Source organism: Burkholderia sp. Ac-20392 (assembly GCF_017104585.1).
Lineage (GTDB): Bacteria > Pseudomonadota > Gammaproteobacteria > Burkholderiales > Burkholderiaceae > Burkholderia > Burkholderia lata.
In genome coordinates, this window is the sequence record NZ_JAAGPB010000155.1 from 1 (window position 1) to 17382 (window position 17382).

15 protein-coding genes and 1 pseudogene are annotated in these 17382 nt (G+C 66.5%); 6 read left to right on the forward strand and 10 right to left on the reverse strand.

Annotation, left to right across the window (positions count from 1 at the left end; all coding sequences use genetic code 11):
* From G3N99_RS18375 to G3N99_RS18385, 3 genes and pseudogenes are all read right to left on the reverse strand, one after another.
* Positions 1 to 321, reverse strand: a pseudogene (locus tag G3N99_RS18375) (histone deacetylase family protein); the annotation flags it as partial.
* A 49-nt stretch (positions 322 to 370) separates the two neighbouring features.
* On the reverse strand, positions 371 to 1654 hold the full coding sequence (locus G3N99_RS18380; protein WP_206123115.1) for a Zn-dependent hydrolase: 1284 nt from the start codon (positions 1652 to 1654) through the stop codon (positions 371 to 373).
* 31 nt (positions 1655 to 1685) lie between these two features.
* A complete protein-coding gene (locus G3N99_RS18385) occupies positions 1686 to 2996 on the reverse strand; it encodes an MFS transporter (RefSeq protein WP_206123116.1) in 1311 nt (436 codons plus the stop codon).
* A 190-nt stretch (positions 2997 to 3186) separates the two neighbouring features.
* Here G3N99_RS18385 and G3N99_RS18390 point away from each other — a divergent pair, with 190 nt between their 5' ends.
* Positions 3187 to 4143 carry a LysR family transcriptional regulator gene (locus G3N99_RS18390; protein ID WP_206123117.1) on the forward strand — a complete coding sequence of 319 codons (957 nt, stop codon included), beginning with the start codon at positions 3187 to 3189 and terminating at the stop codon, positions 4141 to 4143.
* Between the two features lie 37 nt (positions 4144 to 4180).
* Here G3N99_RS18390 and G3N99_RS18395 read toward each other — a convergent pair whose 3' ends face one another.
* Positions 4181 to 5107: a LysR family transcriptional regulator gene (locus tag G3N99_RS18395; RefSeq protein ID WP_174947566.1), complete on the reverse strand. Its 927-nt coding sequence runs from the start codon at positions 5105 to 5107 to the stop codon at positions 4181 to 4183.
* A 339-nt stretch (positions 5108 to 5446) separates the two neighbouring features.
* On the opposite strand from G3N99_RS18395, the gene G3N99_RS18400 reads away from it, so the two are divergent.
* From G3N99_RS18400 to G3N99_RS18410, 3 genes are all read left to right on the forward strand, one after another.
* Complete coding sequence (locus G3N99_RS18400; protein WP_206123118.1) at positions 5447 to 6667, forward strand: amidohydrolase; 1221 nt, start codon at positions 5447 to 5449, stop codon at positions 6665 to 6667.
* A gap of 90 nt (positions 6668 to 6757) precedes the next feature.
* Positions 6758 to 8173 carry a cytosine permease gene (locus G3N99_RS18405; protein WP_206123119.1) on the forward strand — a complete coding sequence of 472 codons (1416 nt, stop codon included), beginning with the start codon at positions 6758 to 6760 and terminating at the stop codon, positions 8171 to 8173.
* 64 nt (positions 8174 to 8237) lie between these two features.
* Positions 8238 to 9380, forward strand: a complete 1143-nt coding sequence (locus G3N99_RS18410) for a porin (RefSeq protein ID WP_206123120.1) — start codon at positions 8238 to 8240, stop codon at positions 9378 to 9380.
* Between the two features lie 101 nt (positions 9381 to 9481).
* Here G3N99_RS18410 and G3N99_RS18415 read toward each other — a convergent pair whose 3' ends face one another.
* From G3N99_RS18415 to speB, 5 genes are all read right to left on the reverse strand, one after another.
* Positions 9482 to 10552, reverse strand: a complete 1071-nt coding sequence (locus G3N99_RS18415) for a porin (RefSeq protein WP_206123121.1) — start codon at positions 10550 to 10552, stop codon at positions 9482 to 9484.
* A gap of 160 nt (positions 10553 to 10712) precedes the next feature.
* On the reverse strand, positions 10713 to 12143 hold the full coding sequence (locus G3N99_RS18420) for a cytosine permease (protein WP_206123122.1): 1431 nt from the start codon (positions 12141 to 12143) through the stop codon (positions 10713 to 10715).
* Between the two features lie 303 nt (positions 12144 to 12446).
* Positions 12447 to 13124, reverse strand: a complete 678-nt coding sequence (locus tag G3N99_RS18425) for an SOS response-associated peptidase family protein (protein ID WP_206123123.1) — start codon at positions 13122 to 13124, stop codon at positions 12447 to 12449.
* Between the two features lie 129 nt (positions 13125 to 13253).
* Positions 13254 to 13718: a GNAT family N-acetyltransferase gene (locus G3N99_RS18430; protein ID WP_206123124.1), complete on the reverse strand. Its 465-nt coding sequence runs from the start codon at positions 13716 to 13718 to the stop codon at positions 13254 to 13256.
* Complete coding sequence (gene speB / locus G3N99_RS18435) at positions 13711 to 14679, reverse strand: agmatinase (RefSeq protein WP_206123125.1); 969 nt, start codon at positions 14677 to 14679, stop codon at positions 13711 to 13713. The genes G3N99_RS18430 and speB overlap by 8 nt, the downstream gene beginning before the upstream one ends.
* A 127-nt stretch (positions 14680 to 14806) precedes the next feature.
* Here speB and G3N99_RS18440 point away from each other — a divergent pair, with 127 nt between their 5' ends.
* Entirely contained in the window at positions 14807 to 15724 is a 918-nt protein-coding gene (locus G3N99_RS18440; protein ID WP_174987396.1) for a LysR family transcriptional regulator, read from the forward strand.
* A gap of 24 nt (positions 15725 to 15748) precedes the next feature.
* On the opposite strand, the gene G3N99_RS18445 is transcribed toward G3N99_RS18440, so the two are convergent.
* The gene (locus tag G3N99_RS18445; RefSeq protein ID WP_206123126.1) at positions 15749 to 16378 is read right to left on the reverse strand and encodes an NAD-dependent epimerase/dehydratase family protein; all 630 of its coding nucleotides are present in this window, start codon (positions 16376 to 16378) and stop codon (positions 15749 to 15751) included.
* Positions 16379 to 16833: 455 nt separating this feature from the next.
* On the opposite strand from G3N99_RS18445, the gene G3N99_RS18450 reads away from it, so the two are divergent.
* Positions 16834 to 17382: ESPR domain-containing protein (locus tag G3N99_RS18450; protein WP_206123127.1), on the forward strand; the 549-nt coding region annotated here is incomplete at its 3' end.

Below are 17382 nucleotides of genomic sequence, written 5' to 3' on the forward strand. Positions count from 1 at the left end.
TGCTTTCGCGAGCACACCGCGCAGCGGGTTCGGGTCGCGCACGAACACATTCGACATCACTTCGTCGCCCCAGTCGTCGGGCATCTGCTTCCAGTCGCGGTGCGCTTCTTCCAGAAAGCGCAGGTAGTTCATGTCGTGCACGGCCGCGATCGGCGCGGTGCCGCGGTCGGCCGGCTCGCGCACGTCGAAGTCGAGCGACCGGACGGCCGCGACGAGACGCGCCGCGCGCTCGGGCACCTCCTGCGGTTCACGCATCTGGCCACGCGACAGGTAGCTGCGCGGATGGTGCAGCAACTGCTCGGGATGGAAGTAGGTTTTCATCGTTCGCCCTCGTCGGTTTTTCGTTCTGCCGATTGATCGGTTCGCCGCGTCACGCATCCTGCGTGGTGGCTGCCACGGCAACGCCCGCTGCAACACCCGCTTCAACGCCGGCGCGTGCGAGCACCGCATGGAGCAGCACGTTCGTGCCGCGCGTCACGTCGGCAGGCAGCGCATCCTCGGCTTCGTTGTGCGACAGGCCGTCGACGCACGGGATGAACACCATCGCGGTCGGGACGCAACGCGCGAGCAGGATCGCGTCGTGCCCGGCGCCGCTGACGATCCGCTCGTTCGTGTAGCCGAACGCGGCGGCCGCCTGCGCGACCCGCTCGACGCAGTCGCGATCGAACGGCGTCGCCGGGCTGCGCCAGCAGGTGTCGATCGCGACCTGCACGCCACGCGCGGCGGCGACACGTGCGCACGCATCGCGCAAATCGCGCTCCATCGCATCGACTTGCGCATCGTCGTGATGGCGAAGGTCGACCGTGAACGTCATCTCGCCGGCAATGGTGTTGCGCGAGGCATTGCGGATGCCGACCTGCCCGATCGTCGCGAGCCCGCGCGGCGCGTAACCGGCGACGATCCGTTCGAGTTCGAGCGCCATCTGCGCACTCGCGAAATACGCATCCTTGCGATACGGCATCGGCGTCGTGCCCGCATGCGCGGCTACGCCCGTTACCGTCACGTCGAGCCAGCGGATCGCCTGCCCGCCGGTGACGATCCCGATCGTCGTGCCGTTCGCCTCGAGCACGGGGCCCTGTTCGATATGGGCTTCGAAGTACGCATCGACCGCGCCGCCCGTCGCACGCGTGCCGCGATAGCCACATGCGTCCAGCGCCGCGCCGAGCGTGACGCCGTCGGCGTCCTGCTTCGCGAGCGCATCGTCGAGCGGCAACGCGCCCGTGAACACGGCCGAGCCGAGCATCGCCGGCGCGAAGCGCGCGCCCTCCTCGTTGGTCCACGACACGATCTCCAGCGGCTTGTCGGTCGTGATGCCGGCGTCGTTCAGCGTGCGCACGAGTTCGAGCGCGGCGAGCACGCCATAGACGCCATCGAAGCGGCCACCTTCGGGCTGCGTGTCGAGATGGCTGCCGATCAGCACCGGCGCGGCCTGCGCATCAGCGCCGTCGCGCCGCGCAAACAGGTTGCCGACCGCGTCGACGCTCACCGTCATCCCCGCGTCGCGGCACCACTGCGCGAACAGGTCGCGCCCGCGACGGTCGTCGTCGGTGAGCGCCAGGCGCCGCACGCCGCCGCGCGGCGTCGCGCCGACACGCGCCATGTCCGCCAGGCTCTGCCACAAACGGGCGCCGTCGATTTTCAGCAGATCTTTCATGTGCACTCCGGATGAATTCGTTCGTTGAGGTTCACTGCGAGCCGAGCGCTTCGGCAGCGGCCGGCCGTGCCGCACGGCGTGCGTCGAGCGCAACGATGCAGAGCAGCGAGATGCCGGCAAGGCACGTGTAGAACACCGCGAGCGGCCACCACTGGCCCGCGAAGCGATGGGCGAGCCACGTGCCGACGAGCGGCGTCAGCCCGCCCGCGATCGCGCCGCATACCTGGTAAGCGAGCGAGATCGCCGAATAGCGCACGTGCGCGGGGAACACGTCGCTGACGAAACCCGCGATCACCGAATAGAAGCCGGCCATGCAGACCACCGCGAGCGCGATGCCCGCGATCAGCGACGCGGACGTGCCGCCCTGCACGAGCATGAACATCGGATACGGCGACAGCATCGCGAGCAGCGCCGCGAGTTTCAGGAAGCGCGCGCCGCCGATGCGCTCGGCGATCCACGCGGCGATCGGCTGCGCGATGAACTGGATGATCGCGACCGCGAACAGGCTGTCGAGGATCAGCGAGCGCGACACGCCGACGTACTGGGTCGTGTACGCGATCATGAACGTGTTCGTGAAATAGACGCCCGCGATGCCGATCGTGTTCGCGCCGATGCAGAGCGCCACCAGCCCCGACGAGGAGCGGAATACTTCCGCGACCGGCAGCTTCACCGTGCGGTTGGTTTCCTTCACGCGCGCGAATTCCGGCGACTCGTTCACGCCGAGCCGGATCAGGATGCCGACCACGAGCAACACCGAACTCGCGAGAAACGGCAGGCGCCAGCCCCACGCGAGGAAGTCGGCCTTGTCCATCGACGTGACCGCGCGAAACGCGATCAGCGACAGGATCAGCCCGGCCGGGCTGCCGAGCTGCGCGAACGACGCGAAGAACGTGCGGCGCCCCTGCGGCGCATGCTCGCCCGCCATCAGCACCGCGCCGCCCCATTCGCCGCCGACCGCGATCCCCTGCACCACGCGCAGCGCAACGAGCAGCACCGGCGCGAGCATGCCGACCTTCGAGTAGTCGGGCAGCAGCCCGACGCAGACGGTCGCGACGCCCATCATCATCAACGTGGTCATCAGCGCCTTCTTGCGGCCGATGCGGTCGCCGAGATGGCCGAAGATCACGCCGCCGAGCGGCCGCGCGAAGAAGCCGACCGCGAACGTCGCGAACGACGCCATCGTGCTGACGAAGCGGTCATGCGACGGGAAATAGAGTTCGCCGAACACGAGCGCGGCGGCGGTTGCGTAGATGTAGAAGTCGTACCACTCGATCATCGTGCCGATGAACGCGGCCGTCGCGGCGCGCGCCGGCTGGCGGGCGGAAGGAAGGGACTGGGTCATGCGGGCTCCTGACGCGCGCCGCAGCGAAGCGACGCGCAATATCGTGTGACGGCCGTCTGTCGCGGCCTTGTGCCGCACGCTGCGGCACCCCTCCTTTATCGGCGACCGCAAATCATTAGTCAAATTTCAAGTTATTATTCGCCGTATAAATTCAACTAATGTCGACCTCGACGCCTCGCCCGGAGATCCGATGCGCCCCGGCCTCGCCCCGTTCCTGAACGACCGCCTCGACTGGAACCTGTTGCGCACGTATCTGGTGATCATCCAGGAGCGCAGCGTGAGCCGTGCGGCCGCGCGCCTGCACGTGACGCAGCCGGCCGTGAGCCAGGCATTGCGGCGGCTCGAGGACACGCTCGAACGCAAGCTGATCGAGCGGCGCGGCACGCACTTCGCGCCGACACCGGCGGGCGAAGCCGTCTACCGGATCGCGAGCGACATCTACGGCGGCATTTCGCGCCTCGAAACCGAAATCGACGACAGCACGGCCGACCTGACCGGTTCGATCCGGCTGCTGACGGTGAGCCGCATCGAGTCGCCCGTCTACGACGAATTCCTCGCGGAATTCCATCGCGCGTATCCGCGCATCGACCTGCAGATCGAAGTGATGCGCTCGTCGGACATCCTGTCTTCGCTGCTGCAGAAGACGGCCACGGCCGGGCTCGGCCTGTGCCGCACGCCGCACGACAAGCTGGAGATGCGCTGCTTCCTGCGCCAGCGCTATGCGATCTACTGCGGCCGCCATCACCGGCTGTTCGGGCAGACGCAACTGCGGATGGACGATCTGCTCGCCGAGAACTTCGTATCGTTCACGAGCGACCAGATCGGCGACAGCCTGTCGCCGCTCACCGTGTTTCGCGACCAGAAGGGCTTCACGGGGCGCATCGTCGCGTCGTCGCCGAGCCTCGAGGAAGTGCGGCGGCTGATCTTCGCCGGCTACGGGATCGGCTGCCTGCCCGAGCACATCGTGCGCGACGACATCGCGCAGCAGCGGCTGTGGCGGTTGCCGCCCGACGACGGCCTTGTCGATGTCGACGTGTTCCTGCTGTGGCATCGCGATCGCAAGATGAACGCGGCCGAGCATGCGTTTCTCGACGCGATGGAGCGCTGCATGCAGCGCTATTCGCTGGCGGAGCGATTGGGGAAGTAGCAGGCACGCCGCCGCCGGTGGCCCGTCGGCCGATCGCTCATCGCTCGGCCGCCCCGAGCGCCGTCGCGGCGTAATCCGCGAAGACCGATTCGGCCAATGCCTTCGCGCGCATCGCGGCCGGCGACAGCGTCCGCGCGGCCAGCGTCACGAGCCCCAGCCGCGCCTCGCGGCGAAACGGCGGATCGAGCGGCAGCTCGACCAGCGTCCCGCGCCGCAGCGCGTCGCGAAACGCCGCCGAATTGCCGAACACGACCATCCCGCCCACCGACGCCGCCGCCTCCACGTCGCGAAAATCGTCGCTGCGGAACGAGATCGACGCATCGAGCGAGCACTCGAAGTACTCGCACAGATCGGACAGCGCCCACGGCGACAGTTCGATCGAGCCGAGCCGGTGCTGCAGCAGTTCGTCGCGCGTCACCGCGTCCCGGCATGCGAGCGGATGGTCCGGCGTACAGAAGAAGCCGCTGGGCCAGCGCGGCAACCGGGTCAGTTGCAGGTCGGCATGATCCTCGAGTTGCGCGATGTCGCCGATGAACAGATCGACGTGCTCCTCGAGCAGCCGCCGCAGCAGCGTATCGCGACGGCCGCGCTTGATGCTCACGCGCACCTGCGGCGCCTCGCGCAGGAAATGGTCCATCAACGGCCCGGTCAGCAGGATCGCCGGCGTCGCGCCGAGCCCGATCGACAGCTCGCCGAATTCACCATCCTGCATCAGCGCGAGGTCGCGCTGCAATTCCGTCGCTTCCATCACGATGCGCCGCGCGCGTTCGGCAAATACCTTGCCGTAAGGCGTCAGCGAAACACCGTTCGGATGGCGGTCGAACAGCGCAACGCCGAGCTCGGCTTCGATCGACTGGATGCTGCGGGACAGCGCGGGCTGGCTGAGGTTGACGTCGACGCTCGCGCGGCTGAACGTCAGGTGCTGGGCGAGGCCAAGCGCATGGCGAAGTTTCCGGATGTTCACGACGGTCCTCGAACGGATGACGGCAATGATTCGACCTGCCGTCGAACGGGCCGCGGCGGATGGCAAGCCCCGGCAACGGCCGTGCATCGCAGGCCGCCGCACCGCTTCGACGAAGCCGGGGCAGTCGGCCGTATATACCACCATCCCCGCACGCGAGACATCCGCATTGACCGCAGGCAGCGGGCCGCCGGGCCCATGCAAGGTCTGCATCGCCCGTCTGGTTATTCGCATTGGCCGACGCGAATTTCTCCACATAGCATCGGTTTCAAGGGAACCCCGTTTCCCGCCCCGAAGCAGCAGCGTGCTTCGCTACCCATTTTGCAGAGGCGACACCCGATCATGCCCATTTCCCCACCGATCCAGGCGCTGGCAGCCGACATGCGCGACTGGCGCCGGCTCATTCACAGCAAACCGGAAATCGCATTCCAGGAACGCGGTACGGCCGACTTCATCGCAACACGGTTGCGCGAATTCGGCATCGACGTGCATACCGGCGTCGGACAGACCGGCGTGGTCGGCATCGTCGACGGTACGCTCGGCGCCGGCCGCACCGTCGCCCTGCGCGCCGACATGGATGCGCTGCCGATGCGGGAACTGGGCCGCCCGGTCTACCGCTCGGTATTCGAAGGCATCTTTCACGGCTGCGGCCACGACGGCCACGTCGCGATCCTGCTCGGCACCGCACGCCATCTCGCCGAGCATCGCCACTTCCGCGGCCGCGTCGTGCTGATCTTCCAGCCGGCCGAGGAAATCGTCTGCGGCAGCCGCGCGATGCTCGACGACGGGTTGCTCGAGCGATTCCCGTTCGACGAAATCTACAGCCTCCACAACGACCCGATGCTGCCGCCGTCGAGGATCGGCGTGCGCGTCGGCGCGCAACAGGCATCGTCCGACCGGTTTCAGATCCGGATCCACGGCATCGGCACCCACGCCGGCATGCCGCACCTCGGCATCGATCCGGTCGCGATCGGCGCGCACCTGGTTGCGATGCTGCAAACCATCGCGAGCCGGTCGGTCGACCCGCTGGAAAGCGTCGTGATCTCGATCGCACGCTTTCACGCCGGCGACGCATTCAACGTGATTCCGCACGAAGCCGTGCTCGGCGGCACCGTGCGCGCGCTGTCGAACGACACGCGGGCATTCGCGCTCGAGCGGATGCGTGCGATCTGCGACGGCGTCGCGCTCGCCAATCGCACGCGCATCGAATTCGAATTGCTGGACGGCACGCCGGCGATCGTCAACCACGCCGACGCGGTGCAGTGCGTGATGGACGCCGCGCGCGAGGTCGTCGGGGCGGAAAACGTGATCGGCAACGTCACGCCGCTGATGGCGGGCGACGACATCGCGAACTTCCTCGACGCACGCCCCGGCTGCCACTTTCTGCTCGGCCAGGGCGGCCACATGTGCCATCACCCCGAATACGACTTCAACGACGACGTCGCGCCGATCGGCGTCGCGATGTTCGCATCGATCCTGCGCGCGCGGCTGGGCGCCGACGCCGAATCGATACACGCCGGCCTCGACGAACGTAGCGCCCTGGCGGCGGCCGCCTCGCGCTGACGACCGCCGCCCGGACCCCGCATCGCACCATCCGGCGTTCCACGCCGCACATAACGACACGACGGATCATCCGTCCACGGAGACAGCGTCATGAGCACCACCGCGTCCGACAAGGACACCCTGATCGAGCACCGCTCGATCGAACCCGTTCCCGACAGCGAGCGCCACGGCGGCCTGCTGAGCCAGTTCACGCTGTGGGTCAGCGCCAACCTGACCGTCGTCTGCGCGGTCACCGGCGCGCTCACCGTCGTGCTCGGCGGCGACGTCTTCTGGTCGATCGTCGGGCTGTTCGTCGGCCAGATCGCCGGCGGCACGATCATGGCGCTGCATGGCGCGCAGGGGCCGCAAACCGGGCTGCCGCAGATGATCCTCAGCCGCGTGCAGTTCGGCATCTACGGCGCGATCATTCCGCTCGCGCTCGTCTGCGTGATGTACATCGGCTTCCTGACGAGCGGCACGGTGCTGATGAGCCAGGCGCTCGGCCAGTTAATGCACGTGAGCCCCGCCCAGGCCATCGTGATGCTCGGCGTGGTCGTGACCTTGCTCGCGCTGTTCGGTTATCGCGCCATTCACGCGGTCGGGCGCATCTACAGCGTGGTCGGCGGGCTGATGTTCGTCTATCTGCTGTTCAGCCTGACGCGCGGCCACAACGCGACGCTGCTGTTCGACAACCGGCACTTCACGTGGCCGACCTTCCTGTTCGCGGTATCGCTGTCGGCGTCGTGGCAGATCACGTACGGCCCGTACGTCGCCGATTACTCGCGCTACCTGCCGCGCGCGACGTCGCCACTCCGGACTTTCCTGACGATCGGCTCGGGCTCCGTGCTCGGTTCCCAGATCGCGATGACGTTCGGCGTATTCGCGGCGGCGCTGGCCGGCAAGCAGTTCGCCGGGCACGAAGTCGCCTATATGGTCGGCGTCGGTTCGGGCGGTATCGCGCTGGTTGCGACGACGCTGTACCTGACCATCATGTTCGGCAAGCTGATCGCGTCGACGCTGTGCGTGTACGGCGGTTTCATGTCCGTCGCCACGATCTCCACCGCGCTGCGCGGCAAGTCGTCGATCGGACTTGCCGCGCGGGTCGTGCTGACCATCGCCGTCGTCGCGACCTACACGATCCTCGCGCTCGTCGCCGATCACGCGTTCCTGCGCACCTTCAGCCACTTCATCCTGTTCCTGCTGGCGTTCTTCACGCCGTGGAGCGCGATCAATCTCGTCGACTACTACTGGGTGTCGCACGAGCCGATCGACGTGTCGGCGCTGTCGGACGTCAACGGCCGCTACGGCAAGTGGAACGCGACGGGTATCACGTGCTACGTGGTCGGCGTGCTTGCGCAGATTCCGTTCATGTCGACCGAACTCTATACGGGCCCGCTGTTTCACCTGCTCGGCGACATCGACGTGTCGTGGATCGTCGGCATGGCCTTGCCCGGCGCGCTCTACTACGCACTGACCCGCCACCGCACGCCGCGCGCTTCGCGGCATGCACAGATCGACCGTGCATGACGCGATAGAAGCGGCTTCGAGCGCATTCGATTCCCCACACAATATAATCAGGATTCCGATTCACATGAAAAAGCAAATCGTCCTGTCGTGCGCACTCGTGCTTTGCACGCTGAGTGCCCACGCACAGAGCAGCGTCACGCTCTACGGCGTGATCGACAGCGGCCTATTCTATTCGACCAACCAGGGCGGCAAGCATGCAGTGCAGTTCCTGTCGTCGCCGACCGAAACGAGCGTCTGGGGCCTGCGCGGCTCGGAAGATCTCGGTGGCGGCAACAAGGTCATCTTCAAGCTCGGCTCCGCCTTCTCGACGGCCAACGGCACGGCCTGGCCGAGCGGCCGCATCTTCGGCGACTATGCATGGATCGGCGTGAGCAGCGCGAGCGCAGGCACGATCAAGCTCGGACGCATGCTCGACAGCGTGGGCGACTACCTCGGCGATTTCGCCGCAACCGGCAGCTGGGGCGGTGCGCTCTATGCGCATCCGTACGACAACGACAATCTGTGGGCGACCTACATGGTCAACAACGCCGTCAAGTATCAGAGCATCGAACTGGCAGGCGTCACGTTCGGCGGCATGTACGCGTTCAGCAACAAGGCGGGCACCACCTCGGGCAACGGCGCCGGTTTCGCCGACAACCGGCTGTGGGCGGCGGGCCTCGCATACGAAATCGGCCGCCTGAAGCTTGCCGCTGTCTACGAGCAGCTCGACCATCCCGGCGATGATGCACCGGGTTCGCTGGGCGCCGTGGACGTGCTCGACGCGAACTTCACCGCCGCGCGCCAGCGCATCTTCGGGCTGGGCGCACACTACGCATTCGACCGGTTCGAGATCGGCTCGAACGTGACGCGCACGATCCTGGAAATGCCGACGGGCGAGTGGCAGAATCCGGCCTTCACCGGCGCGAGCGGGCTGAGCTTCAACAACTACGAACTGAATGCGACGTTCCATGCAACGGCCGCGGTCGACGTGAAAGGCGCGTACACCTATACGACCGCAAGCGTGGACGGCAAGCATCCGCACTGGAACCAGTTCGGCCTGCTCGCCGAGTACGCACTGTCCAAGCGCACGCAGGTGTACCTGGACGCCGTCTACCAGCGCGTACACGGCGACGACACGCCGTTTTCGCAAGCCCAGATCAATACGCTGTCACCTGCGTCAGGCAACACGCAGGCCTTGGTCGGCATGGGTATCCGGCATCGATTCTGAGCGTCTGCATGGCGACCCGCACGCGTACGAACGATGCCGACGCGCGCGCGCCGCGATCATGCCGTCCGCCGACCCGGCATGACCGCGGCGCTACACGTCCTTCAGAACCGGTGAACGATACCCAGCTGCACGCCGCGTGCGTTCGCCCCCGGATACGCGAGCGGCAGGCCGGGGTTCGCCGCACCGGCGAGCGTATAGCCGGCCTGGTTGCGGTTGCGCAGGTACGACAGCGCGCCGTAGAAGCTCGTGCGCTTCGACAGGTCGTACTCGTACATCAGCCCGAGCTGGTCCGCATTGTTGCCCTGCGACGACTGGTCGTGCAGATACGCGTAGCCGAGCGCCACGTAGTTCGCCGGATTGAGCTGGTATTTGACCGACAGCCCGTAGACGCGCGAATCGATGCCGAGATCGGCCCACTTCACCGCGGAGAAGCCGCCGTACACGGTGGCCTTGCCGATCTCGTACGACGCGCCGGCCATGATCGTGCGATCGGTGGTGGTCGCCGTCGCGTTCTTCAGCCACTGGCCCGCGACGAACGCGCCGAATGGCCCGTGTTCGTAGGTCAGGTCGAACTGCTGGCTCGAGCCTGCCGAGCGCACGCCGCCCGCATCGCCGAACCCGAAGTACAGCCCGCCCTGGAAGCCCGCGATCTCCGGGCTCTGGTACGACAGCGTGTTGCTGGTGCGGAACGCGAACACGGTCAGGTTGTCCATGCCGGACGCCTGCGTGACGCCGCCGAACGCATCCTGTCCGCCCTGGTCGTTGAACAGCGGCGAATTCTGACGGCCCGCGCGCACCTTGCCCCACTGCCCCGCGATGCCGACCCACGCCTGCCGGTTGAACATGCTGCCCGAACTCGCGAGCGAACCGTCGTTCGGGTTGAAGCCGTTCTCCAGCGCGAACTCGATCTTCTGCCCGCCGCCGATATCCTCGCCGCCCTTCAGCCCGAACCGGCTGCCCCACTGGCCGCCCGAATTGATCGCCGCCGTATAGCCGTTGCCCGTATTCACGTACTGCGCGAACTCGTCGATCACGCCGTACAGCGTGACGCCGTCCTGCGCGAACGCGGCGCCCGGTCCGGCGACGCACGCCACCGCGACCGTCATGCGAACACCGGCGTGCGTCATCCACGCCCGGGAATCGCTCCCGCGGGCCGTCATTTGTTTAGTCATACTATTCAATTGTCAGAGAATGAAACGACACCGTGTGCGGCAGTCGCGCCGCACCGGCATCGCGGGAAAGGAAACGTGGGGAGGCGCCCGGCGCAGGCAGCGCCCGGCTCGCGCGACGGTCAGGCCGGCAGCCGGCCGGCCCGATGCGCGTGACGTGTCGTCAGTGGTGAACTTCGCCGCGTTCGAGCGGCAGGATCAAGCGTTCTGGAATGCTGCGGCGGGACGCGCGCGCGCCGATGTAATACAGCACGGCGGGCACGACCAGGCCGAGGATCCACGAGATGTCGGTGCCGCCGAGCGCGTCGACGAGCGGCCCCGTGTAGATGTGCGTCGACATGAACGGAAACTGCACGAGGATGCCGACCACGTAGATCGTGATCGCCATCACGTTCCAGCGGCCGTAGCGGCCGTCCGGATCGGACAGCGCCGGCACGTCGTAGCGCGAGCGCGTGAAGCAGTAGTAGTCGACCAGGTTGATCGCGCTCCACGGCGTGAAGAACGCGAGCAGGAACAGGATGAACGCGGTGAATTCCTTCAGGAACGAATGGCGGCCCGCGAGCGCGATGAGCGTCGATACGCAGATCATCCCGAAGATGTAGACGAGGCGGCTGCGCGACGACACCGCGCCCTTGCCGCGGAAGCCGCTGACGATCGTCGCCATCGACATGAAGCTGCCGTACGCGTTGAGCGCCGTCACCGTCACCTTGCCGAACGCGATGCTGAAGTACAGCAGCGCGGCCACGGCGCCCGTCGAACCAAGGCCGACGATATACGACACCTCATGGTGCGCGAACTGGCTGCCGGCCAGTGCCGCGGCAAACACGCCGAACACCATCGCCGCCTGCGCACCGATCACCGAGCCCAGGCCGACCGCGACGAACGTCGCGACCGACGACGTCGAGCGCGGCAGGTAGCGCGAATAGTCGGCGACGTACGGGCCGAACGCGATCTGCCACGACGCGGACAGCGACATCGACAGCAGGAAGCTGGCGATCGAGAAATGCTTGTTCGCGAGCAGCGCGCCGATATCGTGGTTCGCGAACAGCTGCGTGAACATGTAGACGAACGCGGCGATGCCGACCACGCTCGCGATCCGGCCGACGGCATGGATCGCGCGATAGCCAAACACGGTCAGCACGACGATCACGGCCGCGAACAGCAGGATGCCGGCCGCGTCGTCGACGTGCAGCAGCTGTGCGACGGCCTGCCCGGCCAGCACCGAGCCGCTTGCGGAAAAGCCGATATACATCAGGCACACGAGCACGATCGGGATCATCGCGCCGTAGACGCCGAACTGCACGCGGCTCGAGATCATCTGCGGCAGCCCGAGCTGCGGCCCCTGCGCGCCATGCAGCGCCATCACCGTGCCGCCGATGAGCTGGCCGAGCAGCAGCGCGACCAGCGACCAGAACACGTCGCCGCCGAGCACCACGGCGAGTGCGCCCGTGACGATGGCCGTGATCTGCATGTTGGCCGACAGCCACAACGTGAACTGGCTCAGCAAGCCGCCGTGGCGCTCGGCGTCGGGAATGAAGTCGATCGAACGGACTTCGATCAGGCCGCCGGCTTTTCCACTGGGATTCGTTGACACGGGGAAATCTCCAAAATACTCAGGATCACAAATGGTTTGAACGAGACGGGAAGCTGCGAGCCGCCCTTTCGGCTCTGCGGGTGCGGGGCGCCGTGGATCGCCGGCATGCGCCACGCACGCACGGTCTGCGCACTGGCGCGCAAGCGGCACGACGTGTGCCGACATTGCCAGCGGATGATCTTGTATATACAACTTGCGAGGTATCGGTGATTACCCGGTATCGGTCCATTTTAGAAATCGTCCGAATAATGGGGATACGTTCGACCCGTTCAGCCGAAAGTTGGATGTCGGAATAATGAAAGCTCAGGTGCGCGCGGGCGGCGCCTGGTCGGGCTCGGCCGTCATGTCGGCGGCGGGAAGCAGGTTCAGCATGCGTCGGGCTGCCTCGACGTCACGCCCGTGCAGCCATTCGTCGTAGTCGTCGCGACGCAGCATCACGACGCCCCGCTTCTCTTCGCCGGGCCGATGCATCCGCGCGAACAGCGGGTGCGTGTCCGCGTTGACCGTGAGCATCGCCATGCCCACGCGTTCGCCGCCGTCGTCGCCCTCGTAGCGCCGCCAGATGCCGGCGACGCAGCACGGTTGCCAGCCGTCGACGCCGATCCGCTGCCACACGTTGCGACCGGTTTCGTAGCAGGGTTCGAAGATCCAGCGCACCGGGATCAGGCAGCGCTGGCCGTTGCGCCACGCGTTGCCGTAGAGCCGCGACGAGCCGACCGTTTCCGCCCGTGCGTTGACCGTGTCGAGCTTCTTCCTTTTACGGCCGTTCTCGTCGAGCCGCTCGGGCTGCATGAATTTCGGCCAGAAGCCGAACACGGCCGCGACGACTTCGAGGCCGTCGCCAGCGGCGCGCGCAATCGGCGCCGCGTAGTCGGGATACACGTCGGGCGCCCACGGGTCGCGGCGATACAGATCGCCGATGCCGATCTTCAGTTCGCTGATGCCCGGGTCTTCGTCAGGGGCGCGGTAATGGGTGCACACGGCTCGGCGGACGGTGGAAGCAATGGTTCCATCGTAGGCCAGCGTGGGTGCCGTGGTCGCACTATTGTTTTGTATGACGAAACAGTTTTACGAATCGACGATGCGCCGGGCGTAGCCCGACGCGTGCCGTCACGCGTGCGGTCCGATCCGCAGCGTCAGGATCTCGTCGCCCGCGTCGTCGAGCGTCCCGGTCGGCGTCCAGCCCAGATGCTGGTAGAAGCCGTACGAGCGCGATGCTGGATCGGTCGAGCACCCGAGAAACAGCGATGTGAAACCGTTCGCCGCGAACGTGTCGATCACCTGCCGCAGCAGCCGCTTGCCGATCCCCGCCCCCTCGTACTCGGGCAGGATCGCGAGCACGACGATCTCGCCCGAAGCGGTGTCGCCGAAGCAGTAGCCGACCATGCGCCGGTCCGCACAGCAGACGTAGCCCAGGAACAGGCCGCCGCGGATCCCGTCGCCCCAGCTTTCGACGGTGATGCCGAGGTCGCGCAGTTGCGTGTCGGTGAATGCGTTCTCGCGCGTCCTGCCGCGCAGCGCGATGCACGCGGCCGCATCGTCGGGAACGGCCTTGCGCCAGGTGAGTTCAGTCATCGTTCGATTTTTCCATGGTCCGCCGCCGGCGCGATGCATACAGGCAGATCAGCTCCAGCGCGATCGTCGCGCCGGCCAGCGACGTGATTTCCGCATGATCATACGGCGGCGACACTTCGACCACATCCATGCCGACCAGGTTGATGCCTTCGAGGTGACGCAGGATCTCGAACGCCTGATGGCTCGACAGCCCGCCCGAGACCGGCGTACCCGTGCCCGGCGCGAACGCCGGATCGAGGCAGTCAATGTCGAACGTCAGATACACGGGATGGTCGCCGACCCGCTCGCGAATGCGCGCGGCGATCGCAGCGGGCGTCGATGCATGCACCTGGCGCGCATCCTGGATGTCGAAGCCCATCGGCTCGTCGTTGGTCGTCCGGATGCCGATCTGCGCCGACCGTTCGGGGACGACCCACCCTTCCCGCGCCGCGTGATAGAACATCGTGCCGTGGTCGATGCGCTTCACGTCGCGGTCGGGCCACGTGTCGGTATGCGCATCGAAATGCACGAGCGACAGCGGCCCGTGCACCTTCGCATGCGCCTTCAGCAGCGGATACGTGATGAAGTGATCGCCGCCGAGCGTCAGCATCGCGCAGCCGCGCGCGAGGATCGCATCGGCATGCCGCTCGATCGCGCCCGGCACCGATTCGGGCTGTCCGAGATCGAATGCGCAATCGCCGTAGTCGACCGCGGCCAGCACGTCGAACGGATCGAACGACCACGGCCACGGGCGCTCCCACGCGATGCCCGTCGAGGCGATCCGCAACCCGCGCGGGCCGAAGCGCGTGCCGGGCCGGTGCGATGCGGCGGAATCGAACGGCACGCCGGTGATCGCGAGGTCGACGCCTTCCAGGTCGCGGCTGAAACGCCGGCGCATGAAGCTCGTCGCGCCCGCGAAGGTCGGTTCGGCCTGCGTGCCGTAGAGGCTATCGCGCGTGAAGGCGAAATCGTTCTGGCTCATCGTCGGATTCCTGTCTGGTGGGGGACGGCCGCGCGGCTGGCGACCTCGTGCCCGATTCTGCCGCCACGGCATCCGACGAAAAATATGAACTAACATAAGCCGACTTCACGAAACGCGATGTATCGCCATGCTGACCCGATTGAGAGACATGGATTTGCAGTTGCTGCGGCTCTTTCTGACGATCGTCGAAAGCGGCGGCTTCAGCGCCGCGCAGGGCACGCTCGGGATGGCGCCGTCGACGATCAGCACGCAGATGGCCAAGCTCGAGACGCGCCTCGGGTTCCGGCTGTGCGATCGCGGCAAGAGCGGCTTCCGGCTGACGCCGAAGGGCGAACGCGTGCTGCAGTCGACGCGGCGGCTCCTGCATGCGATGGACGTGTTCACGCGCGATACGCAGCACGTATCGGGCACGTTGCTCGGCGAATTGCGCATCGGGCTGTCCGAGCGGCTCGCACCGGACGTCGTCGAATCGATCGCGGCTGGAGTCGGCGGTTTCCGCGAACGGGCGCCGGACGTGCTGATCGAGATGATCGCGGTACCGCCCGACGACCTGGAGCGCCGGCTGCTGAAAGGCGAACTGCAGCTCGCGATCGGCTACTTCTCCGGCCACCAGGCCGGTCTGCACTACGCACCGCTGTTCGTCGAGCACCAGTCGCTGCACTGCGGCGCCCGGCATCCGCTGTTTGCGAAAAAGACCGTGTCGGTCAACGACATCGCGAATGCGAGCAACGTCGCGCGGCTCTACAAGACGAATACGTCGGGTGCGGCGCTGCGCAACGCGCAACCGACCGCGTTCTCCGAAAACGTCGACGCCGACGTGATCTTCATCCTGTCCGGCGCGCATGTCGGCTTCCTGCCCGACCACGTCGCGGCGCCCTGGGTTGCCGCGGGCAAGATGCGACGGCTGCTCCCGAGCAAGCTGAGCCATACGGTCGAATTCCAACTGGCGACACCGCGGAACTGCGACGGCAGCGAAGCGCTGGAGGCGTTCACCGCGGCGCTCGCCGAACAATTCGGCGGGCTCGACGGCTTCGCAGGTCAGTGACGGGCGAGCGCCGCCCGTGTTGCGTCAGACGAGCTGGTCCGACGCGATGACCTGCACGCCCGGCCGCGCGGCGATTGCCGCGTCGAGCATCGCGCGGGCGATCCGCGACGCGGGATTCACGCGCCACTTCGCCGGCAACACGGGGCCGGCCACGTTCAACGCGGACACCAGCAGCCGCTCGCCGAACCTGAATTCGTCGCGGCTGCCGCCGATCAGGCCGGGCCGCACATAAGTGAGCGACGCGAACCCGACACCGGCGAGCGCCTGCTCGACCTCGCCCTTCACGCGGTTGTAGAAGATGCGCGACGCCGGATCCGCGCCGAGTGCAGAATTCAGCACGTAAGCCGGTGTGCCGAAACGGTGCGCGAGCCGCGCGACCGCGAGCGGATAGTCGTGGTCGACGCGCCGGAATGCCGCCTGAGAGCCGGCGGCGCGCATCGTGGTGCCGAGTGCGCAGATCACGGCATCGGCGTGCCACCAGTCGGCCGCGTCGGGCAGATGATCGAAATCGACCTCGAGCGCGCGCATCTTCGGGTGCGGCGACAACGGGCGGCGCGCGAGGACGATCACCTGATCGACCCGCGCATCGGCGAGCGCGACTTCGAGGACGTGACGCCCGACGAGTCCGGTCGCGCCGACGAGCAGCAATTTCATGTCCGGTTCTTCCGTGTGGAGCCTGCGTTGGCGAGCCAGGAACGGCCCGGTTTCCGGCTTCCCACATGATCGTCGGCCGACTCGGCGCCGACAACCTTGCAACATCTCTAAAAGTTACAGACCACGCTCAATCCATATCTCTGAATTGATGCGGCACGCCATCGGCCACCGCTCACCCACGCTTCAATTCGTCGCACTTTCCACTTTGTTTCGCAATTTTCATCGCACCCTATCTCTCCAAACACCCATTTCTTCGACATTTGTACGATAAATAATGTCAAACAATGAAAGAAAGTGCGTCCATTTTTCGTTGTTTTACATTACAAATACATTTCATTCTGTAAGATTCATCTCATTCGTTATCTCTTAATTCACCCGGGAACGCCCATCCAGCTGTCTTAATTCCTCAAGTCATCGTATCGCGGTGCGGCGTCCTCTTTTTTCCGAGACAGACTATGAACCGCACTTTCCGTACGATCTGGAACGACGCACTGGGCGCCTGGGTCGCCACCTCCGAAACCACCCGCGCCAACGGCAAGAAGACCTCGAGCAAGGTGTCGGCGTCCGCTCGCGTGGCCGCCACCCTCTCCGTGGTCGCAGCCGTCGTCGCACCGCTGGACGCCGCGGCGCAAGCGGCGCAACCCGGCACGACGTCCTACTACAGCGTGAACGACGGCGGCAGCGCGGGCGCGAACGTCAACAACGACGGCGCAACGGGCCTGAACGCACTTGCAGCCGGCGTCAACGCGGCGGCAGCGGGCGATGCCGACATTGCGATCGGTTCGGGCGCGACCAGCAGCAGCGGCTCGACGGGCGCAGGCAACATCGCGATCGGCCAGGATGCGCAGGCCCTGACGCCTGGCGGCGGCTATGGCGCAACCGCGCTCGGCGCGGGCGCGAAGGCCGGCACCGGCGGCTATACCGGCGCCACCGCAGTCGGCTACAACAGCACGGCCACCGAAAACAGCACGGCAATCGGCGCGAGCGCGATCTCGAGCCAGACC

Bases quoted from the DNA above. Each gene is read 5' to 3' on its own strand.
- G3N99_RS18390 (WP_206123117.1), top strand. From the start codon at position 3,187: ATGCGCCCCGGCCTCGCCCCGTTCCTGAACGACCGCCTCGACTGGAAC.
- G3N99_RS18410 (WP_206123120.1), top strand. From the start codon at position 8,238: ATGAAAAAGCAAATCGTCCTGTCGTGCGCACTCGTGCTTTGCACGCTG.
- G3N99_RS18415 (WP_206123121.1), bottom strand. From the start codon at position 10,552: ATGACTAAACAAATGACGGCCCGCGGGAGCGATTCCCGGGCGTGGATG.
- speB (WP_206123125.1), bottom strand. From the start codon at position 14,679: ATGAGCCAGAACGATTTCGCCTTCACGCGCGATAGCCTCTACGGCACG.
- G3N99_RS18400 (WP_206123118.1), top strand. From the start codon at position 5,447: ATGCCCATTTCCCCACCGATCCAGGCGCTGGCAGCCGACATGCGCGAC.
- G3N99_RS18440 (WP_174987396.1), top strand. From the start codon at position 14,807: ATGCTGACCCGATTGAGAGACATGGATTTGCAGTTGCTGCGGCTCTTT.
- G3N99_RS18405 (WP_206123119.1), top strand. From the start codon at position 6,758: ATGAGCACCACCGCGTCCGACAAGGACACCCTGATCGAGCACCGCTCG.
- G3N99_RS18380 (WP_206123115.1), bottom strand. From the start codon at position 1,654: ATGAAAGATCTGCTGAAAATCGACGGCGCCCGTTTGTGGCAGAGCCTG.
- G3N99_RS18430 (WP_206123124.1), bottom strand. From the start codon at position 13,718: ATGACTGAACTCACCTGGCGCAAGGCCGTTCCCGACGATGCGGCCGCG.
- G3N99_RS18445 (WP_206123126.1), bottom strand. From the start codon at position 16,378: ATGAAATTGCTGCTCGTCGGCGCGACCGGACTCGTCGGGCGTCACGTC.
- G3N99_RS18385 (WP_206123116.1), bottom strand. From the start codon at position 2,996: ATGACCCAGTCCCTTCCTTCCGCCCGCCAGCCGGCGCGCGCCGCGACG.